The 26,649-nt window shown below is 59.2% G+C and carries 22 protein-coding genes; 13 read left to right on the top strand and 9 right to left on the bottom strand.

The window, feature by feature from the left end; genetic code table 11:
* Positions 1–50: 50 nt before the first annotated feature.
* Genes ACNKU7_RS07990 through ACNKU7_RS08000 form a run of 3 tightly spaced genes read right to left on the bottom strand, consistent with a single transcriptional unit; the run spans position 51 to position 4,082 of the window.
* Positions 51–1,226, bottom strand: a complete 1,176-nt coding sequence (locus ACNKU7_RS07990; protein WP_418296440.1) for an iron-containing alcohol dehydrogenase — start codon at positions 1,224–1,226, stop codon at positions 51–53.
* Positions 1,219–2,619 (bottom strand): aldehyde dehydrogenase family protein, encoded by a 1,401-nt coding sequence (locus ACNKU7_RS07995; protein ID WP_418296441.1) that lies wholly within the window; start codon positions 2,617–2,619, stop codon positions 1,219–1,221. The genes ACNKU7_RS07990 and ACNKU7_RS07995 overlap by 8 nt, the downstream gene beginning before the upstream one ends.
* Positions 2,620–2,627: 8 nt before the next feature.
* Positions 2,628–4,082 (bottom strand): glutamine synthetase family protein, encoded by a 1,455-nt coding sequence (locus tag ACNKU7_RS08000; protein WP_418296442.1) that lies wholly within the window; start codon positions 4,080–4,082, stop codon positions 2,628–2,630.
* Positions 4,083–4,302: 220 nt separating this feature from the next.
* On the opposite strand from ACNKU7_RS08000, the gene ppa reads away from it, so the two are divergent.
* The 3 genes from ppa to ACNKU7_RS08015 all read left to right on the top strand — a co-directional run bounded on the left by ppa (position 4,303) and on the right by ACNKU7_RS08015 (position 8,253).
* Positions 4,303–4,839, top strand: coding sequence for an inorganic diphosphatase (gene ppa / locus ACNKU7_RS08005; protein ID WP_418296443.1), 537 nt, complete (start codon positions 4,303–4,305; stop codon positions 4,837–4,839).
* A 207-nt stretch (positions 4,840–5,046) separates the two neighbouring features.
* The gene (locus ACNKU7_RS08010; protein WP_418296444.1) at positions 5,047–7,644 is read left to right on the top strand and encodes a TonB-dependent receptor; all 2,598 of its coding nucleotides are present in this window, start codon (positions 5,047–5,049) and stop codon (positions 7,642–7,644) included.
* A gap of 186 nt (positions 7,645–7,830) precedes the next feature.
* Positions 7,831–8,253, top strand: coding sequence for a GNAT family N-acetyltransferase (locus tag ACNKU7_RS08015; protein WP_418296445.1), 423 nt, complete (start codon positions 7,831–7,833; stop codon positions 8,251–8,253).
* Positions 8,254–8,264: 11 nt separating this feature from the next.
* Here the strand turns inward: ACNKU7_RS08015 and ACNKU7_RS08020 are convergent, their stop codons facing one another.
* Both ACNKU7_RS08020 and ACNKU7_RS08025 read right to left on the bottom strand, forming a co-directional pair.
* Entirely contained in the window at positions 8,265–9,248 is a 984-nt protein-coding gene (locus ACNKU7_RS08020; RefSeq protein WP_418296446.1) for a FecR family protein, read from the bottom strand.
* Positions 9,245–9,763: an RNA polymerase sigma factor gene (locus ACNKU7_RS08025; RefSeq protein WP_418296447.1), complete on the bottom strand. Its 519-nt coding sequence runs from the start codon at positions 9,761–9,763 to the stop codon at positions 9,245–9,247. The genes ACNKU7_RS08020 and ACNKU7_RS08025 overlap by 4 nt, the downstream gene beginning before the upstream one ends.
* A gap of 319 nt (positions 9,764–10,082) precedes the next feature.
* Here ACNKU7_RS08025 and ACNKU7_RS08030 point away from each other — a divergent pair, with 319 nt between their 5' ends.
* Entirely contained in the window at positions 10,083–13,025 is a 2,943-nt protein-coding gene (locus ACNKU7_RS08030) for a TonB-dependent receptor (RefSeq protein ID WP_418296448.1), read from the top strand.
* Positions 13,026–13,132: 107 nt separating this feature from the next.
* Here ACNKU7_RS08030 and ACNKU7_RS08035 read toward each other — a convergent pair whose 3' ends face one another.
* The 3 genes from ACNKU7_RS08035 to ACNKU7_RS08045 form a co-directional block, all read right to left on the bottom strand.
* Positions 13,133–13,696 (bottom strand): hypothetical protein, encoded by a 564-nt coding sequence (locus tag ACNKU7_RS08035; protein ID WP_418296449.1) that lies wholly within the window; start codon positions 13,694–13,696, stop codon positions 13,133–13,135.
* Positions 13,697–13,763: 67 nt separating this feature from the next.
* A complete protein-coding gene (gene cysE, locus ACNKU7_RS08040) occupies positions 13,764–14,549 on the bottom strand; it encodes a serine O-acetyltransferase (protein ID WP_472439827.1) in 786 nt (261 codons plus the stop codon).
* Between the two features lie 44 nt (positions 14,550–14,593).
* The gene (locus tag ACNKU7_RS08045) at positions 14,594–15,322 is read right to left on the bottom strand and encodes a M15 family metallopeptidase (RefSeq protein ID WP_418296450.1); all 729 of its coding nucleotides are present in this window, start codon (positions 15,320–15,322) and stop codon (positions 14,594–14,596) included.
* Positions 15,323–15,674: 352 nt separating this feature from the next.
* Between ACNKU7_RS08045 and ACNKU7_RS08050 the strand changes: the two genes are divergently transcribed.
* From ACNKU7_RS08050 to ACNKU7_RS08065, 4 genes are all read left to right on the top strand, one after another.
* Positions 15,675–15,959, top strand: a complete 285-nt coding sequence (locus ACNKU7_RS08050) for a TfoX/Sxy family protein (protein WP_418296451.1) — start codon at positions 15,675–15,677, stop codon at positions 15,957–15,959.
* A gap of 113 nt (positions 15,960–16,072) precedes the next feature.
* Entirely contained in the window at positions 16,073–16,960 is an 888-nt protein-coding gene (gene htpX, locus ACNKU7_RS08055) for a protease HtpX (protein WP_418296452.1), read from the top strand.
* An 88-nt stretch (positions 16,961–17,048) separates the two neighbouring features.
* Positions 17,049–18,119, top strand: a complete 1,071-nt coding sequence (locus tag ACNKU7_RS08060; RefSeq protein ID WP_418296453.1) for a S1C family serine protease — start codon at positions 17,049–17,051, stop codon at positions 18,117–18,119.
* 75 nt (positions 18,120–18,194) lie between these two features.
* The gene (locus ACNKU7_RS08065; RefSeq protein WP_418296454.1) at positions 18,195–18,539 is read left to right on the top strand and encodes a Rieske (2Fe-2S) protein; all 345 of its coding nucleotides are present in this window, start codon (positions 18,195–18,197) and stop codon (positions 18,537–18,539) included.
* 61 nt (positions 18,540–18,600) lie between these two features.
* On the opposite strand, the gene sfsA is transcribed toward ACNKU7_RS08065, so the two are convergent.
* Positions 18,601–19,302, bottom strand: coding sequence for a DNA/RNA nuclease SfsA (gene sfsA, locus ACNKU7_RS08070; protein ID WP_418296455.1), 702 nt, complete (start codon positions 19,300–19,302; stop codon positions 18,601–18,603).
* Positions 19,303–19,605: 303 nt separating this feature from the next.
* On the opposite strand from sfsA, the gene dksA reads away from it, so the two are divergent.
* The 5 genes from dksA to ACNKU7_RS08095 all read left to right on the top strand — a co-directional run bounded on the left by dksA (position 19,606) and on the right by ACNKU7_RS08095 (position 25,818).
* Entirely contained in the window at positions 19,606–20,043 is a 438-nt protein-coding gene (gene dksA, locus ACNKU7_RS08075; protein WP_418296489.1) for an RNA polymerase-binding protein DksA, read from the top strand.
* Between the two features lie 60 nt (positions 20,044–20,103).
* A complete protein-coding gene (gluQRS, locus tag ACNKU7_RS08080; protein ID WP_418296456.1) occupies positions 20,104–21,003 on the top strand; it encodes a tRNA glutamyl-Q(34) synthetase GluQRS in 900 nt (299 codons plus the stop codon).
* 136 nt (positions 21,004–21,139) lie between these two features.
* A complete protein-coding gene (locus ACNKU7_RS08085) occupies positions 21,140–21,316 on the top strand; it encodes a hypothetical protein (protein WP_226666143.1) in 177 nt (58 codons plus the stop codon).
* The gene (locus tag ACNKU7_RS08090) at positions 21,306–24,290 is read left to right on the top strand and encodes an ATP-binding protein (RefSeq protein ID WP_418296457.1); all 2,985 of its coding nucleotides are present in this window, start codon (positions 21,306–21,308) and stop codon (positions 24,288–24,290) included. Before ACNKU7_RS08085 ends, ACNKU7_RS08090 begins: the two co-directional genes overlap by 11 nt.
* A 139-nt stretch (positions 24,291–24,429) precedes the next feature.
* A complete protein-coding gene (locus ACNKU7_RS08095) occupies positions 24,430–25,818 on the top strand; it encodes a sigma-54-dependent transcriptional regulator (protein ID WP_418296458.1) in 1,389 nt (462 codons plus the stop codon).
* The last annotated feature ends 831 nt before the right edge of the window (positions 25,819–26,649 follow it).

Here is a 26,649-nt window from a genome sequence, read left to right on the forward strand (position 1 = left end):
CAGCCAATAGTGGTCAAATAATACGCGCCAACCAGTGTGAAATACCAAGTTTATTCGGGCAGCGCACCCGTACAGGCGTCAATAAACAACTGCTCATAATCATGTGCGGTGAATAAAATCGGGTTGCCTCCCGCCGATGGATCAGTCTCCGCCAGCCCCCCAATCACCTCGGCCATATTGGTATCGATTCCGATTTCACCCAGGCAGTGTGGTATGCCCAACTCACTGCGCAGATTGACCACCCACTCCATGACACCACGGAACCCCTGCCCGGGCAGGTCCAGATAGCGCGCAAGCCGGTTCATCTTCTCCTGAACCGCCTCCTCATTCGCTTTCAGAACATATGGCATCAGGATTGCGTTCAGTAACCCGTGGTGCTTATCAAACAATGCACCAAGTGGATGCGCCAGTGCATGCATGGCGCCCAGCCCGCGCTGAAACGCGGTGGCACCCATGCTGGAGGCGACCAGCATCTGCATGCGCGCCTCCAGGTCACTGCCATCCGCGAACACTTTCGGCAGGTTTACGCTGATTAGTCGCATCGCTTCAAGCGCAATGCCTTCCGCCATCGGGTGAAAGCCGGGGGCGCACCAGGCCTCCAGGTTGTGGGAGAGCGCATCCATGCCGGTAGCGGCAGTGATGTGCGGCGGAAGGCCAAGGGTGAGCTCCGGATCCAGCACGACGATTTCCGGCAACATGCGCGGATGGAAAATGATTTTCTTCAATTTGGCCCGCTCGTCGGTAATAACCGAAGAGCGGCCGACTTCCGATCCGGTACCCGCCGTTGTCGGCACAGCAATAACTGGCACCATACCGGCGACATTCACCCGCAGGTAGTTATCCCCCACATCCTCAAAGTCCCAGATCGCGTGCGTCTGCCCCACCATCAGGGCAATGGCCTTGCCCGCGTCCAGGGCCGAGCCGCCACCGAAGGCAATGACGCCGTCACAGCCGTGGGCGCGGAATGCGGTCACACCGTCGCGAACATTGGCTCCGGTGGGGTTGCCCTTGATCTCGCTGAACACCGCAACCGGCACACCGCTGCTCAGACAGTTTTCCACAACCTGCTGCAGCATTGGCAGTGCAACGAGGCCGGGGTCAGTGACCAGCAGCGGCGTTGCCATGCCCATCTCCCGGCACAGTTGTGGCAGCTCAGCGATTCGTCCGGCGCCCACACGCATTGCCGTAGGGTAGTTCCAGTTGCTGGTAAAACGCTTGTCACTCATGCGGCTGCGCCTGGCGTTTCAGGTGAAAGGATTTGGGCCGCGTTACATATTCAAAGCCGACACTCGACAGGGTGCAGCCACGGCCCGAGTTCTTGACGCCCGTCCAGGCCAGGGCGGGATCCAGGTAATCACAGCGGTTCATAAATACCGTACCCGTCTGCAGGCAGTCGCCCAGGCGGATCGCGGCTTCTTCATCACCGGAGTAAATAGCGGCCGTGAGGCCGTATTCGCTGTCGTTCATCAGGGCCAGCGCTTGCTCGTCGTCCGCAACGGCCATCACCCCCACCACCGGGCCAAAGGATTCCTCGTTCATGACACGCATGGTGTGGGATACATTGGTCAGCAACTGGGGAGCCATGTAGGGACTGCCGCGCTGATCCAGTTCAAATGCCCCCCCGTCGATATGTGCCACCGCGCCCTGGGCCAATGCCTCGTCGATCTGGTCGCGGACAAAATCCGCGGCACTGGCCCTGATCAGAGGGCCCAGGGTGGTGCCCGGGTCATCCGGGCGCCCGAGGCGATATTGGGCCACCAGGGCCGCGGCTTTCTGCACAAAGCTGTCGAACAGGGATTCGTGCACATAGATCCGCTCGATTCCGCAACAGGACTGTCCCGAATTGAAGAAAGCCCCATCGATTACCGACGCCACCGCATGGTCGAGGTCTGCATCGGCACGCACGTAGGCCGGATCCTTGCCGCCCAGCTCTAGGCCGAGAGAGACAAACCGTCCAGCAGCCGCAGTTTCTATTGCGGCACCGCCGGCCACTGAGCCCGTAAATGCCACATGCTCCACATCGCGATTGATAATGATCTGCTCGGCATCCCGATGATCCAGGTGCAGGTACTGGAATACCCCTTCGGGTATGCCCACCGCGACAAAAGCCTCTACAAGGCGCTCGGCGCACAGCGGCGTTTGGGTCGAGTGCTTCAACAGCACACTGTTGCCTGCCAGCAAAGCCGGCACCACCGCATTGATCGCGGTGAGATAGGGATAATTCCAGGGTGCAATGACCAGTGACGTCCCCAGTGGAACCCGGCGAATAAAGCGGGTGAACCCCGATTTGGCCGGCAGTGAAATATCCGCCAGCGCAGCCTCGGCAATCTCCGCCATATACCGGGCGCGTTCCGCCAGGCCGTCGATCTCGCCCCCCGCATATGCAATCGGGCGCCCCATCTGCCAGCAGATTTCCTCTGCCAGTTGCGGTTTTTTCTGTATCAACCACGCCACCGCTTCGTTGACCAGGGCCGCCTTGTCCGCGACCGGCAACCTTGCCCAGGCAGGCTGGGCGCGCCGGGCGCGGTTCAGGGCATCCTGGATCTCGTATACGCCAGCAAAGGGGCGCTCCGCATAGACACTATTGTCGACCGGTGAAATACAGCGCAGCTTTTCCATGTCTTCCCTTAAATGATTTCGAAGTAGCGCTGCAATTCCCAGTCGCTGATATGGCGCCGGAACTCCCGCTCTTCCCACTCGCGACTGGCGGCAAAGTGTTCAACGAACGCATCCCCGAACAGGTCGCGTGCGGCCTCCGACTGCTTCAGCCGTTGCGCCGCGTCCCACAGGGTGCGCGGCAGGGCCAGCGCCTCAGGTTGCGTATCCGCATAGGCGTTGCCGGCCACCGGCGGCCCCGGCTGCCACTGCTGTTCGATGCCGTAGAGCCCGGATCCCAGGGCTACCGCCAGTGCCAGGTAGGGATTCGCATCCGCCGCGCCAAGGCGATACTCCTGGCGCTGGGACTTGTCGCTGCCCGGTATTACCCGCAGCGCAGCAGTGCGGTTTTCCACACCCCAGGTCGCATCCGTGGGCGCCCAGAAGCCGGGTATCATGCGCCGGTAACTGTTGATGGTTGGGGCCACCATGGCGAGCAGCTCAGGCATCAGGCGCTGCTGCCCGGCGAGGAACTGACGCTGGGTCTCACTCATGCAGTGGGGCTGTCCGCCATCGAAAAACGCCGAGCGGTTGCCGTCACGATGGCGCAGGGAAAGGTGAATGTGCCCACTCTGGCCGGGCCAGTCATTGGACCACTTCGCCATGAACGTCGCCATCAGGCCGCGTCGCTCGGCGAGAATCTTGATGAAGGTTTTGAACAGGGCTGCCTTGTCCGCTGCGGCCGCGACTTTATCCACAGTGATCGCAGCTTCCAGCACCCCCGGGCCGGTTTCCGTATGCAGCCCCTCAATGGGAAAGTCCATCCGCTCGGCCAGTTCCAGGATCTCATGGTAGAGATCCGCGTGTACCGAGTTGCGGATCATGGAGTAACCGAACCAGCCCGGCGTAAACGGTTTCAGGTTGCGAAAGCCTTTGGCGCGGGCGCTGTCCGGGGTTTCCTCGAACATGAAAAACTCGTATTCCAGCGCCCCATAGGGCACAAAACCCGCCTGCTCACAGCGCTCGATGACCCGGCGCAGCAGCGCCCGCGGACACACGGCTTCCGCGGCTCCGGAAAACTCCGCGAGAAACAGCAACATGCCATTTTCAAACGGCACCTCGCGGCAGGTTTCCGGCAATATCCGCACAGGCGCATCCGGGTAACCGGTATGCCAGCCGGTATAGCGGGCATTGTCGTAGAGCTGATCCTGAACATCCCAGCCCAGCACCACATCGCAGAAGGCGAAGCCATGGTCGAGGGCGGAGAAGAATTTCTCCCGACTCATGTACTTGCCGCGCATGATGCCGTCGTTGTCGAACAGGCCCACCTTCACATGGGTGAGCCCGCGCGACTCGACGATGCGACGGGCATCGGCAGCACTGGCGACCTGGCGTGGCGCGAGCGGGTCATTGGCAACACCGGACTGCGCCGGTACAGGGGAGGCAGAGAGAGGCGCCGACGACGGCAGCTCCGTGGATTCGTCCATGTACGGTTTCCTTTATTCTGGCTGTCCGGTGCCCTGAAACCCCACAGGCGATACCGGGATCATTCCGTATCCCACAGCATAGTCAATTTGGCGAATTCCGGCGGCCGGCACACCCAACCGATCAAAAATCAGCCGGTCACACTGGGCGCTATGTTAGTAACCACTCTGGGTATATAATCCGCGCTCCAAATTTTCGATCACACACAAGTCAGGACCAGTAATGAGCTTCGACAAGGTTTCCGCAGGTAAAGACCTGCCCAACGATATCAACGTAATCATCGAGATCCCGGCCAACCACGATCCGATCAAGTACGAAGTCGACAAGGACGCAGACGCGGTATTCGTAGACCGTTTCGTTGCCACCCCGATGTTCTATCCGGCCAACTACGGCTACGTACCCCAGACCCTGTCTGAAGACGGCGACCCCCTGGACGTGCTGGTAGTAGCGCCCTACCCGGTAATGGTTGGCTCCGTGGTCCGCTCCCGCGTGATCGGCGTACTGAACATGACCGACGAATCCGGTGTAGACGCCAAACTGCTGGCGGTACCGCACACCAAGCTGACCAAGCTGTACGACCACGTCAACGAAATCAGCGACCTGCCGGAGCTGCTGATCAAGCAGATCGAGCACTACTTCGAAAACTACAAAGCCCTGGAAGCTGGCAAGTGGGTGAAAGTAGACGGCTGGGCCGATGCTGAAGCCGCGCGCAAGGAAGTGATGGCTTCCCGCGAGCGTTACCTGAAAGAAGAAGGCTGATCGCCAGACTCTTTTAAAAAGCCGGCCTTGAGCCGGCTTTTTTTATATCCAAAAAAAGTCGACGTTCTGTCGGGGTTTCTCCGCTACTGGCGTTCATGTTGGTACAGGCTTCGGTGACAACACCCGTTGTGCGCTGAATCCCGTGCTTTGACATAAAAATCGCCGATGTAAATAGCGGATTCAAATAACAATAGAATGGAGAAACCCATGCAACGATCGCGCTCGAACTATTTTCAGAAATCTCTCCTGGCCAGCGCTATTGCGCTGATGCCCCTGGCGCTGCAGGCACAGGACGCGACCAGCAGTAGCAACACCGTCGAAGAAGTTGTGGTAACCGGTATTCGCGGTGCCCTGCAGCAGTCACTGGATGTAAAGCGCGATGCCACATCCATTGTCGACGCAATCAGCTCCGAAGATATCGGTAAATTCCCGGACAAGAATGTTGCCGACTCCCTGCAACGGATCCCGGGTATTTCTGTGGATCGCATCTGGGGTGAAGGCCGCGATATCTTCGTGCGCGGTACTGACAGTACCCTGAACCGCACACTGATGAACGGCCAGAACGTGGCCTCCGCCTACTGGTGGGCCAACGATAACCCGAGCCGGGGTTTCAACTACTCCATTCTCGCCTCCGAGCTGGTTTCTGCACTGGAAGTGTATAAAAGCCCGGAAGCCCGCCACGATGAAGGCAGTATCGGCGGTATGGTGAATGTGCTTACCCGCAAGCCGATGGATCTCGACCCGATGACCATCAACTTATCCACAGAGGGGGTTTACAGCGAGCTGCCCGATAAGTGGGATCCCCAGGTTTCCGGCCTGGTGAGCTGGAAAAATGAGGCCGAAACTTTCGGCCTGCTGGCTTCCTTCAACAGCCAGCAGCGCACCATGCGCCGCGATGGACTGGAAGTTTTCCCCACTAATGACCTCTATGACGTCACCGACCAGAACGGCAATGTCACAGAAGATGTGTATGTGCCCTGGGGCGGCGGCTCGGCAATTTTCCAGCAGGATCGCCAGCGCGACACCGCCAACATCACCCTGCAGTTCCGCCCCAACGATCGCTGGGATCTGGCGATGAACTATGTCGGCTCTGACATGGACATGGACAACAGCAACCAGAACTACCTGTTCGTAGCCGGTGGTTACAAGATTCCCAATGGGGATGCGGTAACCGATCCGGTATTCATCCCCACCAGCGACGGCTACCAGGCCCTGGTCGGCGGTGTGATTGAAAATGCGGACAGCATCGGTGTGGCCGACGAACCCATCGTGCGTGAGTCCTTCGTGGAATCGGAGGTCTTTGATCTGTCCGGTGACTACGAAGGCGACGCCTGGCAGCTGCACCTGCAGGCCGGCAACACCACCGCCAAAGGCGGCAGCACACTGGATCGCAACTACTGGTTTGAAGGCAATGCCGCAGAAGACCTGAATTTTGGCCCCAATACCAATGAATTCAGCTTCCCGGGTATCGATACCCTGGACGGCTCCGCACTCCACCTCAATGCCGCCAACCTGCGCGACTGGGTGCGCATCATGGAAGACGAGGAAACCTACCTGCAGGCCGATGCGAATTTCGATGTGCAGCTTGGCTTCGTCACCGCCATCAAGACCGGCCTCAAACTGCGCGACCACACGATTGAGAACAACCGCCAGAACGGCTCCGTGGACGTGAGCAACCCGGACATTGCCGAACAGGTGGCCGCACTCAACGCGATCACCCTCGCGGATGTATCCCGCGGTGCCAGCCCCAGCCTGCACGGTGAAGGCGCCACCAGCGGCTCGCTCACCCAGTATGCCTTCCTGGACAAAGGCCTCGCGCGGGAGAAGGTCGACAGTATTCTCGACAGTGGTGTAATGACCTATTCGGAAGACCAGAGGGCCTATTACAAGATCAACGAAGACATCACTGCCGCTTATGTACAGGCCGAGTTCGAAAACGGCCCCCTGCGCGGCAATTTCGGTGTTCGCCTGGTGGACACCGACCAGACTTCCCACGCGTATATTGACGGCGAGCGCGGCTCGGTCAGCCGCAGCTATCGCGAGGCACTGCCCAGCGTCAATGTCATCTACGATCTCTCCGAAGAGGTTATTTTACGCGCCGCCGCCTCCCGCGCCATGGCCCGCCCGACGTTCCAGAACCTGAGTTCCAATATCGTCATCAATGCCACCAGTGGCACAGCGACAGCGGGCAACCCGATGCTGGATCCGGTCTTTGCAGATCAGTTCGAGTTCGGCGCCGAGTGGTATTTCAGTGACGCCAGCCTGCTCGCAGCCACCTACTTCAACAAGGCGCTGAGCACTTTCGTATTCCAAAACACCCAGGTGGAAAATATCGACGGGCAAAGCATTAATGTCACCCGCCCGTACAACGCCGACGACGGCGCCGATATCCAGGGTATCGAACTGCAGATCCAGCACGACTTTGGCAGCGGCTTCGGGGTACTCGGCAACTACACCTGGACAGACGCCAAGGTTCCGGACTCCAAACTGGAACTGCCAGGCAACTCCCGCGATCAGTTCAACGCCTCCGGTTATTACGAAAACGACCTGGTGAGTTTGCGCCTGTCTTACAACATGCGTTCAGAATCCTATGGCGGCCTGACTTCCGGCTCCCAGCTGGTAACCGATAAATACGATCAGTGGGATGCTACCGCCAATTGGATGGCGAGCGAAAATGTGGATGTCTTCTTTACTGCGGTGAACCTTACCAACGAGATCATCTACATGCGCACTGCCGATGGCATTCCCGTCGGCTTCTACGAAAACGGACCGCGCTACAGCCTTGGCGCGCGGCTGTCTTTCTAACCTTTCCCCAATCAGGCATCGAGTTGTCACCTTTTTCAGGCGCCCTAGCGGGCGCCTTTTTTATTCCCTCCGCAGATGATGTACGCTCTGGCATCACGTTAAGCCGACGCCGGGACAGACACCCAAACGTCTGCCCCCTGGTGCGAGGTCGTACCTCGCTACCGATGAACCTACGAGACCCTGTAAATGCATGCCCAACTGATGATGTCAGCCGACGAAGTCATCGCTGCAGCGAAATTACTGCTGCAGCTCCGACCGCAATACGACCTGGATGGAATTTTGGCGCAGATACACAAACAGCAGGCAGCCGGCTATCAATTGGCGGCTGTGCGCGAGAATGGGAAGTTACTGTGCGTGGCCGGTTTTGTGGTAAGTGAAAAGCTGGCCTGGGGAAAACATATTTACGTAGATGACCTGGTGAGCGATGAGCAGCAACGCTCCCGCGGGGCCGGCACACTGCTGATCAGGTGGCTAGCAGAATATGCAAAGGAGCTTGGCTGCAGCCAGCTGCATCTGGACTCCGGTGTGCAGCGCTTTCCCGCACACCGGTTTTATCTCCGTGAAGGCTTTGATATCGCAAGCCATCATTTTTCCAAGCGCATTGCCTGAGCAAAAGAGGTCTAAGGCAGCGCCGGCAATACCAGAATACGCTGGTCATTTTTATTGATACGGGCACCGAATCCCTGTTGCAGAGCAAACGCCAGCGCATCGGCGTCACCTATATTGAATACACCGCTGATGCGCTCATCCGCCAGGCCACTGCCCACCAGAACCACCTTGCGGGTGGTATAGCGGTTGTATTCGGCAATGGCATCTTCGAGGCGCTCGTTGTCAAAATAAATACGGCTTGTCTGCCATGCGGTGACTTTTTCAAGATTAATCGGGATGACACCCGAGTTATCATCAGGCTCTGCCAGCCGATAGCGCACCCCCTGTCCCGGCAGCATTGTCGCCAGCGGCTGGGAGCGACCGCTGCTGCCTTCGGCTTTTACCTCGACCACCCCCTGTGTGACCGCGACCTGAACATTGCCTTCCCGCAGCGCGACATTGAACGCGGTACCCAGCGCACGCACTTCGGATCCACGTACATTCACCACGAACGGGCGCGCCGGGTTCTTCGCCACCATGAAAAACGCCTCGCCCCTTTCCAGATGCAATCCACGTTCATTACGGCGGTATCGCACCCCCACACGACTGTCGGTGTTCAGCATCAATGTCGAGCCATCCTGCAGGTGTACCACACGCTGCTCACCAATCCCTGTCTGGTAATACTCGATTGCGTAGTGCTGCTGTAGCACCAGGGCCGATACCCCTACCAGTGCGACCGCGGCAGCCGCACTCAGCCAACGCCAGCGGAGCCGGCGACGCACCGCTTTGCGTACTTCGGGCAACCCGAGATTCAATTCCGGGTCGTCCCTCAGCATGTCACTCATCAGACAGAGCTGCTGGCACTGAGCAAACGCCTGGCGGTGGCGATGGTCTGACTGCAGCCAGCACTCCAGTGCATCGACTTCCGCAGCCGTCATGGCTCCGCCCTGCTGACGCGCAAACCAGTCTGCAGCCGCAGCCCGGATCGATTCATCTACAACTTCAGTTCGACTCATAACAGCTCATTCAATTCGGATTGCAGGTGCTTCAGCGCAGTGCTCATGTGGCGCTCGACACTGCGGGTACTGAGGGAGAGTGCCGCAGCAATCTCCGGGTAGGTCATTTCCTCAAACCGGCTCAGCAGGAACACCTTGCGTGTCAGTGGCTTTAGCCTGAGCAGAGCCTGCTTCAGCTGCTGCAGGCTCTGTTGCCATTCCGCACTGCCCTGCGGGGATGGTTCCCGGCTCACATGATCGCGCTCCTCAAAGCTTTCATGCTGATCCACTTTTCGTCGCATATGCCTGCGCAGACTGTCGCGCACGAGGTTCGTGGCGACGGTGTAGAGGTACGCCCGGGGGCTCTCGCGCAGAGGCTGCAGGCTTTTCAGGCCAAGCAGTTTGACATACGTCTCCTGCAGAATGACATCGGCCTCCTGGTATCCACCAGGCAACATCCGCGAAACATAGTGTCGCAGTGACTCGCGGTATTCGAGAAAGAGCGCCTCGATAAATTCCCGATCCGGCTTATCCACAGCACCAGCCCCAGCCCCAGCCGCTGACACCAGGCGTAGCGCTGTTTTCGCTTTAATACTCGCCAAGGCGTCCCCCGACAGCTGCGTAGCAATCAATCAACATTGTTATTTTGAAAACGTTTACCCATGACTTATGTAAACGACAGCCGAGGCAAACTCCCGACAATCTGCCGGACATTTTTTCTGATCCGATTCCAGCGTTCGGATTGCCCTCTTGCGCCGGTTGCCCGCCTTGCGATATTTGTCAGGAATCAGGTATTTTGGTCGGCCTGCGACGTCGACTCACGTCCCGAGCGACCGCGGTACCCAGAAGATAATAATGACCCAATCGCCCGTGCCGGCCTGCCAGAGGCCTCTCAGGCCTGTAGCGGTACTGCTGCAGGCAATCTGCCTAATGACGCCCGCCCACACGTTGTCGGCGGCGATTGCGGCCACCAGTTCACCGGCCGCGGCAGGCTTCGAACTGCCGGCGGAAGCCATTCACTTCGATATTCCCGCGCAGAAACTGGACCGCGCCCTGACACAATTTGCCGAGCAGGCCGGCGTGCAGGTCTTTTTCCGCCACACGCAACTGCCGGAGCGAACATCCCCGGCCGTCAAAGGAAGACTATCCCGCCGTGCGGCACTCGCAAGGCTACTCGAAGAGTCCGCGCTGGACTACCGGCTGGGCGACAACAATACCCTGGTCATCGGTACCACCGCCCAACCTGAACCGGCGACTAAACAACAGTCAGGAATTGAACCTTCCCCGACGCCGGACATCCGGCCGCTGGAGGAGACCTACGTAACCGGGGTACGCACCAGCCTGCGCCAGAGCCTTGGCCTGAAGCAATCCAGCAGCAACCTGATGGAGATGACCACCTCCGAAGACATCGGCAAGTTCCCGGATCACAATGTGGCGGATGCGCTGCAGCGCATTGCCGGTGTTTCCGTAGACCGGGTCTGGGGCGAGGGGCGCGACGTCAATATCCGCGGCACAGACAAGGATATCAATCGCACCCTGCTGAATGGCCAGCACGTTGCCTCCGCTTACTGGTGGGCCAACGACAACCTGAGTCGCGGCTTCAATTACGCCACCCTCGCCTCACAGCTGGTGCAATCGCTGGAGGTGCATAAAACACCGCGCGCAGATCTGGATGAGGGCAGTATCGGCGGCACCGTTATCGTCCGTACCCGCAAGCCGCTGGAAATGGATCAGCGCGAACTGCATTTTTCCGCCGGGCAACAGTACAGCGCGCTTGCCGGCAACTGGGCACCACAAGCCTCGGTTCTCGGCAGCTGGAAAAACTCGCAGAACACCGTCGGAGTGCTGGCATCCGTTAATTGGCAGAACCGCGACAGCCGCCGCGACGGTATTGAAACCTTCGCCGACAACAACCTTTACCAAGTCACCGACGCCAATGGAATGACCACTGAAAAGGTCTACGCCGTATGGGGCGGTGGCTCAGCGCTGCTGCGCCAGCAGCGCCGCCATACTACGGGCAACCTGACCTTACAGTGGTCACCAAGTGAACACCTGGAAACGACCCTCAACCTTTTACGTTCCCAGATGGACATCGAGAACAGCAACCACAACTTCCTGTTTGCGCCCGGCGGCTACAAGCTGAGTGAAGCGCCTCCGGCCACGGTCAGCGACCCCATATTTCTCGACAGTGATGACGGTCGCAAAATCCTCGCGGGCGGTGTTCTGGGTAATCCGGCAAGCCCCGGAGCCATCCTCGACAGCATTCAGCGCGAAGCCTACATCGACACCCAGGTAAACGATGTGGATATTGCGTATCGCGGCGCCTACTGGGATCACCACCTCCAGTTCGGGCACACCAGCGCCCGCGGCGGTACCGAGCACGACCGCCTGTATCGCTTTAGCGGCGATACCCGGGTGGCATTTCGCCTGGATCGCAATGCGGTGGAAACCGATTACCTCGATCTCGATCCGGAAGATGCCGGGGCACTGGACCGCTTCTCTGCGCTGTCGCGGGACTGGATCAGGATGATGCGAAGTCGGGAGCACTACGCCCAGTGGGATGTCGGACACGACTTTAGTGGCGACTGGCTGCAGCGCGTTCAATTTGGCATCAAGTTGCGTGATCACCGGGTAGAGAACCATCTCACCAGGGGCGAAATCGATACCGGCGCCGACGCCTGGCAGACACTGCAATGGATTGGGCTGGATCAGGTCAGCAGCAGCCTCAGTCCGCAACTCAGTCACTACAATGCCGACACAAACACACTGCGGCGCTATGCACTGACGGATCCGGCACTACTCGACGCCGTGATTGGCCCTCTGTACCGGGCCGGCGCCATGGAGTATCGCTACGACCAGAGTGCGTTTTTCAGCATTCACGAGCAGAGCCTGGCCGCCTACGCCAACCTGGATTTCGAAAACGGTGCCTGGTCCGGCAATGGCGGGCTGCGTTTTGCCGGCACCGCACAAACGGCCAGCGCCTACGACCAGGGGCAGCTGCGTCATGTGGACAATAACTACCGGGACGTATTGCCGAGCATCAACCTGCGTTACCGGCTTGATGACAACCTGCTTGCCCGCGCCAGCCTCGCCCAGGTCATGGCACGCCCCAATTTCAAAGACCTGACCCCCAACATCATCATCGAACCCACCAGCGGTTACGGCGCAGCCGGCAATCCAAAGCTCGATCCCTACCGCGCGGACCAGCTGGATCTGAGTCTTGAGTGGTACTTCACCGATGCCGCTCTGCTGTCGGCCACTTTTTTCTATAAGGACATTGCCACGTTCGTGTACCCCCACGTGAATGCGGAAACCATAGACGGCGAGCTTCACTACATTACGCGACCACAGAACGGCCCAGGCGCCCGGATTCACGGCCTTGAACTGCAGTGGCAGCAGGAGCTTGGGTACGGATTTGGAGTACTGAGCAATTACACTTTTACCGATGCCAGCGTGCCCTCTGCCGACGGCACGCGCACCCTGGAGCTGCCGGGTAATTCACGCAGCCAGTTCAACGCTTCACTGTATTTCGAAGACACGCACCTGAATGGCCGCCTGAGTTACAACTACCGGTCGCGCTCCTTTGGCGAAATCATTGCGGGATCCCAGAGTGAGACGGCCGAATACCGCCAGTGGGATGCCACGGCACAGTGGCACTGGTCACCGAGCCTGTCGTTCTCCGCGGAAGCGATCAACATCACCGGCGAGGTCACCCGCATCCACAGTGCCAGCGACATTCCCCAGGGCTTTTATGAAAATGGACGTCGCTTCGCCGCCGGCGTGAAACTGAAGTTTTAAGCACGAAGGGATAAAACCGTCGGCGGACGGTTGGCACAGCGCCATGGAGACGGTTCGGAACGCAGGAAGGGCTGCGCGCGCAAGCGATACGCACGCAGCCGCAAAGATTACTCAGGCAGTTTGAAGGTCGCGACCTTATCCAGCTGCCAGTCGGGCACAGTCACTTGTACCGGCGCTTGTCTTGCCTGCTCAGAGGCTTCCACAAGGTTGCCCTCGGCGGGCTTCAGACTGAGGTGATTCACAGAAACCTCAACCGGATCCACCGTTGCACGCTCGTGCTCCTTCAGCAGGTTGCCCTCCATCGGCGCCAGGCTAAGGCCGCCGGCTGTGTCGGGCTTGCCCGCGGCCACGGATCCTTGAGCAGATCCCTGAACAGGTTGTTGAACTGTTTCTTGCGCCGGTTGCGGTGCGGCTGCCGGGGCCGGCGGCTCCACCTCTCCCTCCGCACGCACTGAAGAGTGGGCACCGATCTTGGCCAGGGTGGCCTGAAGCTGCTCCGCCTGCCCCTGGCTGAGCCCCTTCTTCAGAGCCAGCGGGCGTCCGCTGAACAGCTTCTCGACCGTTTCCGGTCCCGCTTTAAACAGACGCGCAAAGTTGGCTTTGACTTCCACCACGGCGTAGCCCGGCTGGAGGTCTCCTCGAAAAATAACGCTGTATGTTGCTTCAGGCATACTGGTACCTCGATGGTGTTGCCGCCTTAGCCGGCGTGTTTTTTTTATTACTGCTAATCACGTTGATTCAGTCGTCTGAATCCAGGGTTTGATCCATGGTATATGCAGGGGCGTCTTTCGACTGCCCCCCTACCATGCGCGCCGGCACGCCGGCTACGGTGGCGTGTGCCGGGACATCGCGCAGCACCAGGCTGCCCGCCGCGATCTTCACCCCAGCGCCAATGCTCACCGGCCCAAGAATCTTGGCGCCCGCGCCAATCATTACCCCCTGGCCGATTTTCGGGTGGCGATCACCTCCGCCACTACCACTGCCGCCCAGGGTAACCGAGTGCAGAATGGAAACATCGTCGCCCACCACACAGGTCTCGCCCACCACCAGCCCAGTGGCGTGGTCAATCATGATACCACTGCCGAATTTCGCCGCAGGATGGATATCCACAGCAAACTGTTCAGACACCCGGCTCTGAAAATACAGCGCCAGGGTATGCCGGCCTTTGCCCCACAGCCAGTGGGCAATACGCTGGGACTGCAGGGCGTGAAACCCTTTGAAATATAAAAACGGTGTGATGTATTGGTCGCAGGCGGGGTCGCGGTCATACCAGGCGCAGATATCGGCCTGCATGGCCAGGGAAATCGCCGGGTCGTCAGCCATGGCCGCCGCAATCACTTCCTGCAGCGCTGTCGCTGTAAGCGCCGCGTGATCCAGAACCGACGCGAGCTGGTAGGCCAGCGCGCGGTCGAGCGTCTTGTGACGCAGCACAGTATTGTGGAAATAACTGGCCAGCACCGGTTCACCAGCCGCCGCCGCGGACGCCTCGGCACGCATGGTTGACCAGATATCGCGACTGTTCACTTTGCTGACGTTAATGGCTTTGCTTCCCTGTTACCGGCTTGCCGTTAAAGCCGTTGCATATTGGTTGGGTAGGCGCCTTCCGGAACGGCTATAAACCGCGAGAAAATGGCCTCTATGTTGTCGCACACCACGTCAGCCAGTGCCAGCTCGCCCGTTTGCTGACACGTCTGCAGCTGCGCGAGTATTCGCTCCGGCGTAAGCAGCGCCTGAAATTCCCGCGCCCGCGGGGCGTAACTCAAGTGCCAGCGCTCCGGCGCCACACCGCCCCGATCCTCGGCGTAGGGGCGAAACAACCCGTAACTCTCGCCCGCGACGATACGCGCGTCGAGCCAGCAGTGAAAGGCGCCAAATACGCCCTCGTCCGCCACTTCGTCATGGGTGAGCTGCACCCGGTAATCTTCCGGGACTGCCGCGGCATCAATCACGTCAAAATCGGTTCCCCAGTGGTGGCGTGATCCTCCCGGCAGGGCCGACCAGCGCAATATAGCGAATGCAATCTGCTCTGGCGACATACGCGCCACATCCAGCGGGTTGCCGTCGCTGTCGAACAGTGGCCTCTCGCCCCTGGCTTTGCCATTCCAGATCAACCGCTGGCGCTCAAAGCCGCGGAATCCGGACACCACTTTCGGATCGAACCCTTCCGCCCGCGCGTCACGGCGCAGCTGGTCAAACGCTGCCAGCGCCTCCGGGTGCATTAACTGCCCGGAAACCGGTTCCAGGATCACATGAGCGTCACTGAGCCCAAACAACATATTGTGGATAAGCGGGTGCATCGAACAGGCCTCGCAAACTGCCGTGCTGAGTATCGGGATATGCTACCCGAGGTAAAGCCGGCAGATAGAGAAAAATACAACTAGGCTATTTCTGCAGATGTGACAATTTAGCACTTTGGTTCTGGCCATTCACCGTCATGTAGCCACAAATACCTACGTGACGCATTCGCTGAATCCGCCCGCAGGCACTGTGGTTTGGGCATTCAGAGAATTGTGCTATGTTGCACGACTGTTTCGCTCAGCAGGGACACGCTGAGAGAGGAACCAGCCACGAGTCAGCATTGTAAGTGAGGCCTCATGACGCAGTTCGATGGAAACCGCCGGAGCCTCAACAGTTCAGGGAATGAATGTTATGCACCCGAGTCAGTCAGAGTTGCTGCAACTGAAAAATCTGGGGCTCGCCTCCGTCAATATTCTCCATTCCATAGGCATTCGCACGCTGGATGACCTGCGCCGGGTAGGCCCGGTAGAAGCCTTCATTAATATCCGCAGCCGCGGTATTAATGCCTCCCGTGTTCTGCTGTACGCGCTTCAGGGTGCCTTGCTCGACATCCACTGGAATGACCTGGATCCGGACCTGAAAGCCCGACTGGTGAAAGAAGCCGATCAACTCATGGCGCGCAAAGACAGCGTCTGAGACCAGCCAACCACAATACCGGCGGGTCATTTTTCCCGCCTGCCCCCACTTGCAAAGTGCCCTTTGCGACCTTATTTAACATTCATTGTGAAACTTCCTTCAGGAGAAGGCTGATGTTGCGTATTGGGCTGTTCTTGCTGACCAACCTGGCCGTGATGCTACTGGTCGGCATTATCTTCAATCTGCTGGGTATCCAGGGGATTCTCGACGCCAATGGCGTCGGCCTGAACCTTCCCGGCCTGCTCACCATGTGTGCGGTATTCGGTATTGGCGGCGCACTGATTTCGCTGCTGATGTCCAAAACCATCGCGCGGATGTCCACCCGCACCCATATCATCCAGCAGCCACAGACCGCTGACGAGCGCTGGCTGGTGGAAACCGTGCGCGAACTGTCCCAGAAGGCCGGTATCGGTATGCCAGACGTCGGCATATTCCCGATGCCGCAGGCCAATGCCTTCGCCACTGGCTGGAACCGCAACAGCGCTCTGGTCGCGGTCAGTGAGGGCTTACTGCAGCGCTTCAATCGCGACGAAGCCCGTGCTGTCATCGGCCACGAAATCGGGCACGTCGCCAATGGCGACATGGTGACACTGGCGCTGATCCAGGGGGTGGTAAACACCTTCGTGATGTTTTTTGCGCGTATCGTGGGTTTCTTCGTAGACCGGGTACTCCTGCGCAATGAGCAGGGCCTGGGCATTGGCTACTACATCACCTCCATCATCATGGATATGGTGTTCGGTGTGTTCGCGATGATGATCGTGGCCTGGTTCAGCCGTCGCCGTGAATACCGCGCAGATGCCGCCGGCGCGCACCTGGCCAGCCGTGAAGGCATGATTGCGGCGCTGGCCCGCATCAAGGCGGAATCCGAAGCCGGTCGCGAAGAACCGCTGCCGTCAAACATGAAAGCCTTCGGTATTTACGGCAACAGTATGGCCGCCATGCTGGCGAGCCACCCGCCACTGGAAGACCGGATCCTGGCCCTGAAAAATTCCATGCACTGAGGACTTCCTGACACAGGCAGGTGCAACAACGCTCACCCCGGCCCCCGGCTGCAGCCGGGTGGCCCATAACAAGGCCACAACTGCAGAAATGTTTACAGACCGCCTCTCCCTCGACCGCCTTTTCTCTCCCGCAACCCTCCTGCTCATTGCCGCATTACTGGCATCACCGCCATCGACCGCGGAGGCCGTATTTGCCACCGACGACGAAATAAACACCATGCAGGTGTTCAACTTCGCCAGCCCGTCGGTGGTGTATGTCACCAACGAAACCGTAGTGCGCGATCGCTGGACCCTGCGCCTGCATACGGTACCGAAGGGCGCCGGCAGCGGCTTTATCTGGGACGACCAGGGGCATGTGGTGACTAACTTCCACGTGATCGACGGCGCCCGCAAAGTCACCATTACCCTGCAGGATCGCAGCGAGTGGCCCGCTGAACTGGTAGGCACGGCACCGGAGAAAGATCTCGCCGTCGTGAAAATCAACGCCCCGCGCGAGCTGCTCAAACCACTGGCACCCGGCCACTCCGCCGACCTGGCCGTGGGGCGTAAAGTACTCGCCATCGGCAACCCCTTTGGCCTCGACACCACGCTGACCACCGGCGTCGTCAGCGCGCTTGGGCGTGAAATCGAGGCGACCAACAACCGCACCATTCGCAACGTAATCCAGACAGATGCCGCCATTAATCCCGGCAACTCCGGTGGCCCCCTGCTGGATTCCAGCGGACGCCTGATTGGGGTCAACACCGCGATCTACAGCCCCAGCGGCGCCAGCGTCGGGATTGGTTTTGCCATTCCGGTCGACACGGTAAAGAAAATTGTTCCCGAACTGATTGCCCACGGGCGTCTGGTAAGACCCATTCTGGGTATCGAATCCGCGCCCGATCAGTGGGCCAGCCGCTACGATTTTGAAGGTGTCGCCATTCTCCGCACCGCCCCGGATCTGCCCGCGGACGTCGCCGGCCTGCGCGGGGTGTTCCGTGCACGCAATGGCGGCTGGCAACTGGGCGATGTGATTATCGGAATTGATCGCCAGCCGGTGCGCAATTACGACGACCTGATGAATGCGCTGGAGAACCACCGCCCCGGGGATCGCGTACAGGTGCGCTACCTTCGCGATGGTGAGGAGTTCGAAGCCCAACTGACCCTGGCAGCCCCCTGAGCCGGGGCGAGAACTGGCGGGAATATTTGTTACACTCGCCGGCCTGATTACACACGCTCAGCCGGACGACTGCTTATGCAAAAACACTTTCTCTGCCGCTACGAAGATCTCGCCGAGAGCGAATCCAAAGGGTTCTCCGTGGGCGATAACAGCGCGGGCATGGACAATGTGTTCGCGGTGAAAAAGGACGGCGAGGTTTACGCCTACAAAAATGTTTGCCCCCACCGCGGCATCAACCTGGAGTGGCAACCGGATCAGTTCCTCGACTCCGAAAAAGCCCTCATCCAGTGCGCCTCGCATGGGGCCCTGTTTGAAATCCAGACCGGCGAGTGCATCGCCGGCCCCTGTGCCGGCGATGCACTGACGCCGGTGCCAGTTGAGTATGCGCAGGAGGGGCTTTACGTCCTGCTGGCGGACTAAAAGCCCTGAACTGCCAGCACACCATGGAAGCGCTGCGCGGTGGAATCACGGTCAGCGCCCATCAGCCTATGTAGGGCACCGGCTCTACCAGGCGAATTTCGTCGGCATTCATTTCTGCCCGATAGGCGATTACCTCGACACCCGCGGCCCTGGCCTCCGCCAGGGCCGCGGCATACGCAGGGTCAATGTCCGCAGCGGCTTCCACAGTTTCTATCTGCGAGTGCTGCACACAGTAAAACAGCACCGCACGCACGCCGGATTGTGCCAGCTTCTGCAGCTCCCGCAGGTGCTTGGCGCCGCGGGCGCTGACCGCATCCGGGAAAAGCCCACGCGCGCCTTCCGCCAGCGTTACGTTTTTTACCTCTACGTAACAGTCCCCAGCCGGCCCTGACAGCAACAGATCGATGCGGCTGTTTTCCTCGCCGTATTTCACTTCCCGTCTCAGGGTGTCATAGCCCTGCAGTTCTGCAATGATGCCATCGCGTATGGCCTCTTCCACCAGCGCGTTGGAGCGCCCGGTATTCACCCCGGCAAGCGCCCCCTCCGGCGTGGTGGTGATTTCCAGAGTGTGGCGATACTTCCGTTTCGGGTTTCCCGAATCCGAAAACCAGCAAGGCGAATTCTCCGCCCAGCAATTTTTCATCGAGCCGGTGTTTGGGCAGTGAATGGTTATAATTTCACCAGACTCAAGCTCAATATCAGCCAGAAAACGTTTGTAGCGACGCAACAACAAGCCGCGCGTCAGCGGAGGGGATAATTTCACGCTATCTCCAAAAAATGTCAGCTTGGGGATAAATGTCTGCAGTATTTGACGAATATTTAGCCGCCAGAATACACCATCCCGGTCGCGGTTTGCCGAAGGATTGCCCTCCGGCTCCTTTCACGACAACATTTTGTGGCGCACAGGTACGAGATTTGATAGTTTCCTCGCTTTCCGGTCGCCCGGTGCTGGTGACCAGAGAGGATACAGCCTGAGGTCGCTTAGGCTTTACGCAGCCTGCTAGGCTTGATTTTGGTTGTAGCGCCCTTATTAACAGGGGCCCGTATTACGAGAGAGGCAATGACTATGCCCAATACTGCTGCGAAATCGGATTCTCTGCACGGCTTTGAGCCCTATCAGGAACAGAAGGGCGAGGAGTACATGAATGAGAAGCAGCAGGAGCACTTCCGCAAACTGCTGCTGGCCTGGAAAGGCGAATTGATGGCAGAAGTGGATCGCACTGTTACTCACATGAAGGATGAGGCTGCCAATTTCCCGGATCCGGCGGATCGCGCCAGCCAGGAAGAGGAGTTCAGCCTGGAACTCCGCACCCGCGACCGCGAGCGCAAGCTGATCAAGAAAATCGACGCCACCCTGGAACTGATCGACCAGGACGATTACGGTTTCTGCGAAGCCTGCGGCGTCGAGATTGGCATTCGCCGTCTGGAAGCCCGTCCAACCGCAACCCTGTGTGTGGACTGTAAAACTCTGGCGGAAATCAAAGAAAAGCAGATTTCCGGCTGATCATTGCCGCCGGGTGGCCCGAGCCACCCGGCGCAATAACCCCCCTGCTCCGAGCACGCTGTGAGCACTCTCGCTAATTCCCAATTCACTACCGTTCGCTACGTCGGACGCTTTGCCCCATCCCCTACCGGCCCACTGCATTTCGGCTCACTGGTTTGTGCTGTCGGCAGCTATCTCGATGCTCTCGCCCACGGCGGCCATTGGCTCGTACGCATGGAAGATCTGGATCCGCCGAGGGAAATGCCCGGAGCGGCAGACCGAATCCTGCGCTCACTGGAGGCCCACGGCTTACACTGGCATGGCCCCCTGATGTGGCAAAGCAAACGCCACGACGCCTATGCGGAAGCACTGGCACAGCTTTCCGCCCAGTCACTCCTCTACGAGTGTTACTGCACCCGGGAAGAAATCCGCCAGACGGGCGGCCATCGCCGCGATCTCTGCCGGTCAACCCCGACAGGAACAACCGCGACGGCGGCGCTGCGATTCCACTGTGCCGGCGCCAGCGAGTCCTTCGACGACCTCTGGCACGGCCCCCAGAAACAGGAGGTCTGTGAGGATCCGATCCTGAAACGTCGCGATGGACTCTATGCGTACCACCTGGGCGTGGTGGTCGACGACATATACCAGGGCGTGAACCACATCGTGCGAGGCGCGGACCTTCTCGACTGCTGTGGCGTGCAACGGCAGCTGTTCCGCGCACTGGGGCAAAAGCCTCCGGTGTACGGCCACCTGCCACTGGTGATGAACGATGGCGGGCAAAAGCTCAGCAAGCAGAATCACGCCGCCGCGCTGGACGACCAGCGGGCCTCCGAAAACCTGGTCAAGGCCCTCGGCTTTCTCGGGTTTCACTGCCCTGCCCAGTTAGACCGGGAGTCTCCCCAGGCCATCCTGGGCTGGGCCACAGCCCGCTGGCAGCGCCATCAGGTTGCCAGTCGCAACCGCCAATTACACGAGCACTGATCCCGCACCGACCTCACACCAAACTGGCTACCAACACGGCGACAATTGCACAGAGTGGCAGGCAGCTATACCATTTTCGGCCTCCGATAATTTGTCGACGTATTTTTTTCGCCACAGGAATGCCCAACAGGCCCTTATGAGCAACCGAACCCTGTTAATCCTGCTGGCACTGGTGGGCTACGTTTTCAGCCCCACCGTGTTCACCTGGATGATCAACCCCACCGGCGCCTGGTACCGGCCATTTATTCTCTGGTTCGTACTGATCCTGCTGGCCATTTTCATTCAGCAGAGGCGCAAACCCGATGACCTTTGACATCGTCAATATTGCGCTGATCGGTGTCGCCTATATTGCCGCACTGTTCTTTGTCGCGTTTGCCACCTCCAAAGGCTGGCTGTCCAGCAACTGGGTGCGCCACCCGTTTTTTTACGTGCTGTCGCTGGGCGTCTCCCTCAGTGCCTGGACCTACTACGGGATTGTCGATCTCGCCTGGCAACACGGCTACGGGGTACTCGCCTATTACCTGGGAACCGGGGCAATGTTCCTGTTTGCGCCGGTGGCACTGGAGCCGCTGGCGCGCCTGGCACAGCGCTACCAGCTCACCTCGCCGGCGGATCTGCTGGTGTTCCGCTATCACAGTCGCGAGGCGGGCACCCTGGCTACCCTGTTCATGCTGCTCGGGCTCCTGCCCCTGATCGCCCTGCAGATTCAGGCGGTGGCCGAAACACTGGCCCTGCTGTCCCGGGACAATGTGGCGGCGATGGCGCTCCCGGATTCCGGGGTAACCAGCAAGGATCTGATCGCCTTCTTCTATTGCGTGCTGCTGGCCCTGTTTACCACCACCTATGGCGCCTCGCGCAAGCGCCGGGCGGGCCTCGCCAGCGCCATGGCACTGGAGTCACTGGTGAAGCTGGTAGCCCTGCTCGCGGTGGGATTCTATGCGGTGTACGGAGTCTTCGGCGGCCTCAGCGGCCTCGATATGTGGCTGGCGCAAAACAGTGACATGCAGCAGCTGCTCTACACACCGATCAAGCAGGGGTCGTCGCACACGCTGCTGCTGGTGTTTATCGCAACGGCTGTGGCCATGCCACATATTTTCTACCTGAGTATCGCCGAGCGGCCCGCGACCAATACCCTGCGCACCGCCAGCTGGGGCTTCCCCCTGTTCCTGCTGCTGATGGCGCTGCCGATCTTCCCGATCATGTGGGCGGGATTTGCCCTCGATGTTACCGAGCCTGTGCAGTATTTCACCCTCGCGGTTCCCCGCGCGAGCGGTTCCGCACTGCTGACCATCCTGGCTTTCGTCGGCGGCTTGTCGGCGGCTACCGGCGCGCTGATCATGATTACCCTGGCGCTCTCGACCATGGTGATGAACCACTGGCTGCTGCCAGGCACCCGCTGGCAGTCGGAAGACAATATGTACCGCCAGCTGCTTTGGCTGCGCCGCACCCTGGTGACCGCCCTGTTCCTGGCCGGGTTCGCGTTTTACCTGCTGCTGAACAACCGCCTGTCCCTTTCAGACCTGGCGATCATCGCGTTTATCGCTTCCCTGCAGTTCCTGCCGGGCATCTTCGCCGTGATTCACTGGCCCCAGGGCAATCGCCGCGGCTTTATCGCCGGGCTGCTCGCCGGGATGCTGGTCTGGGCGGGCGGGTTACTGGTACCGGCGATGGTCGGCAATGGCGGCATCGCCATTCCCGGCACCGACCTGCAGATCCGCCTGGGCATGGAAATCTGGCCGCAGATCACCACCCTGTCGCTGTCGGTCAACGTGCTGCTGTTTATTCTGCTGTCCCTGTTCACCCGCACGTCCAGCCTGGAGCGTTACGCAGCGGATCTCTGCAGCGACGACTCGATCAGCCAGGCCCTGCGCCTGGAGCTGGATGTGCAATCCGCGGCGGAGTTCCGCCTGCGCCTGTCGGAAAGCCTGGGCGCCGCGACGGCCAGTCAGGAAGTCAGCCGCGCACTGCGCCAGCTCAACCTGCCGGAAGACGAGCGCCGCCCGTATGCGCTGCGACAGCTGCGGGACAAGCTGGAAGCGAACCTGTCCGGGCTGCTGGGGCGGGTTCTGGCCGGCCAGATCGTTGACCGGCACCTGCCGTTTGTCACCAGTGACCTGCCGGCAAACAAGGACATCAACCTGATCGAGACGCGCCTCAGCCGCTACAAGAACCAGCTCACCGGCCTCGCTGCCGAACTGAATAACCTGCGGCTCTACCACCGCCAGATGCTGGAAGAACTGCCTATGGCGGCCTGTTCCCTTGGGCGCGATGGGGAAATACTGCTGTGGAACTACGCGATGGCCGACCTCTCTGCGGTCAGTGCCAGCGAGGTGATTGGCTCCAAGCTCGACTACCTGCCGGAGCCCTGGTCCGAGCTGCTGTCCGAGTTTGTGCAATCCGCGGATGGCAGCCGCTTCAAGCAACTGGTCGAAATCAATGGCAACAGCCACTGGCTCAACCTGCACAAGACCCGCCTGAAACAAAGGCGTGGCGGCAAGCACAAAGACAGCTTCCGCGACAGCCGTGGCGACGGCCAGATGATCCTGGTCGAGGACATCACCGAAACCCAGATCCTGGAACAGGAATTGATGCACAGCGAGCGCCTCGCCTCTGTCGGCCGGCTCGCAGCGGGTGTGGCCCACGAAGTCGGCAATCCGGTAACCGGCATCGCGTGCCTTGCGCAAAACCTGCAGTTTGAATCCGACAACCCGGAAGTGCTTGAGACCGCTGACCAGATCCTCAGCCAGACCCAGCGCATCAGCCGCATCGTGCACTCACTGGTGAGCTTTTCCCATAGCGGCAGCCAGGAGAGCATCAAGGCGCCGGTGGATCTTCACGCCTGCGTGGAGGAGGCCGTGCAACTGCTGTCGCTGCAAAGGGACAAGACCGAGGTCACGTTTGAAAACCGGGTTCCGGCGGACCTGGTCGCCCTGGGTGACAATCAGCGGCTGATCCAGGTATTCATCAACCTGCTGAGCAATGCCCGCGACGCGAGTCCGGACGGCGGCAATATCGAAATCGACGGGTATTATCGTGCGGGGTTGGCCTGCGTATCCGTTACAGATGACGGCCCCGGGATTTCCCCGGCCCACCGCGACCGCATTCTCGAGCCATTTTTCACCACCAAGGAGCCCGGGGAAGGCACCGGTCTCGGGTTGGCGATGGTGTACAGCATTGTGGAAGAACACGGCGGGCAGCTGGAACTGGTAAGCCCTGCACACACGGATACCGGGCGCGGTGCGCGCTTTATCGTACAGATCCCCCTGGAAAAAGAGCCGCCGAAGTAGCACAGAGATGGAGATCTTGTTACTCAAAAGCGGACAAATACGCACAAAATTTAATCAATTCATGTATGATGGGTTGCATCGAAACGCCCGTCGGGTAAAACTTAGCGGCCGCTGAACAATTTGTAACCAGGCGTAACACATGAGCCACATTCTGATCGTTGAAGATGAAGCCATTATCCGTACCGCCCTGCGCAAGCTGCTGGAGCGGCACCGCTACAAGATCAGTGAAGCCGGCTCCGTGCGGGAAGCGACCACTAAGTATCGGGTCACCGACTTTGACCTGATTATCTCGGATCTGCGGTTACCCGGTGCGCCCGGCACCGACCTGCTCAAGCTTGCCGGTGATGTGCCCGTCCTGATTATGACCAGCTATGCGAGCCTGCGCTCTGCGGTCGACTCCATGCGGATGGGCGCCGCAGACTACATCGCAAAACCCTTCGATCACGATGAAATGATCGCCACTGTGCGCCGGGTAATCGGCAAGGCCGAGCAGAACCGCGCCGCGGGCCCTGCCGCACACGAAAAGCAGGGACGGGCCATCGCCGGCATGATTGGTGACAGCCCGGTCATGCGCACCCTGTACAACCGAATTCACAAGGTAGCCCCCACGGACGCCACAGTACTGGTTCACGGTGAAACCGGCACCGGTAAGGAACTGGTCGCCAGAGCCATTCACGAAGAAAGCCGCCGCGCCGGCAAACCGCTGATCTCGGTGAACTGTGCGGCTATCCCCGAGACCCTGATTGAAGCAGAACTCTTTGGCCACGAAAAAGGGGCCTTCACCGGCGCGCAAACCGCAAGAGAAGGCTTGGTCGCTGCCGCAGATGGCGGAACACTGTTCCTGGATGAGATCGGCGAGCTGCCACTTGAGGCTCAGGCCCGCCTGTTGCGGGTATTGCAGGAGGGTGAAGTCCGCCCGATCGGCGCCATCGAATCCCGCAAGGTAAACGTGCGCCTGGTGGCGGCAACCCACCGCAACCTCCGCCAGCTGGCGGCAGAGCGCAAGTTCCGTGAAGACCTTTACTACCGGATCAATGTCGTGCAGATGACCCTGCCGCCCCTGCGGGAACGCGGCAAGGATGTGCTGGCAATCGCCGAGCACCTGCTGGAGAAATTCTGCGCCAAAATCAGCCGACCGATACTAAAGCTGTCACCGGAAGCGATTCAGGCCGTGACCACCTATACCTGGCCCGGCAACGTGCGCGAACTGGAAAACGCCATCCAGCGGGCAGTGATCCTGACCGAAGACCAGACTGAAATCGATCACCGCACCCTGGATATCGATCTAGACCTGGTGCCGATCGACGAGGCGGATCCGGAGCGCCTGCCACGCACCAGCCTGCACTCGGATCCCCGTGAAGACCTGTCACTGGAAGATTATTTCGCCCGTTTCGTCCTGGAGCACCAGGAAACCATGAGTGAAACCGAGCTGGCGAAGAAACTCGGGGTCAGCCGCAAGTGCCTGTGGGAACGCCGCCAGAAGCTGGGTATTCCACGCAAGAAAGCCCGCAGGGCTGTAGAGGCCTGACACGGCAAAGCCCTTCCCCGCTCCCACATGCAAAAAAGCCCGGCAACTGCCGGGCTTTTTCTTGGGAACCACTACCCCTGACCACTTGGCCAAGGCCCTTTGCCGCCGCGCACTGGCGCCAACCTGCGCCCGCGGCCGGCACAATTGTTACCTCGGCCACACATCGCGCGCCACGCCCATGAAATTGGTAACAAATGAAAGTGTTACCCATCAGCCTCGGCAGTAACAGTCACCGTACCTTGCGTAACGGATAGCTGTATTTACGCGACAGAAAAAAGTTCCCCAAAATCCTAAACCATTGATTTTAAAGGACTTTTAAAAGTTGGCACGCTATCTGCTTTGTATAGGTCAAACAACAAGAACAGCCAAGAATAAAAATAAATGGCTGAAGAAGCCCTAATAACAACTAACAATAAGCGGGCGAAACACAATAAGAAAAACGGCGAGGTCGACAATAAAAGCCAAAGTGACCACAACCGGAGCAAAAAACGACCAATAACAATAATAAGGTCAGAGATAACAATAAAAATAAACAAGAAGACGTAAAACTAATAATAAAAATAAACAATAAGAATAAAGAGTAATAACAAAAACAATAGCTTATAGAAGACAACAAAAATAACGACAAGCACGTGACAAACTGACTGATTGTGCCTGGGAGAGGGTTTGCTGAAAAGCAAATTGATAGCGCAAGGAAGCCGCTGCCTTCATACCGAATAAGAATAATCCCTTTATTTTTCTTTTCGCACTGTTCTGGCTGGTACCCGCCTCGCGCGGGCCGGCAGCTGTGCGTTGCCTCCGCCCCTTCTGTGTTAGAATCCGCCTCAATAC

The organism is Microbulbifer weihaiensis (genome assembly GCF_048323715.1).
Lineage (GTDB): Bacteria > Pseudomonadota > Gammaproteobacteria > Pseudomonadales > Cellvibrionaceae > Microbulbifer.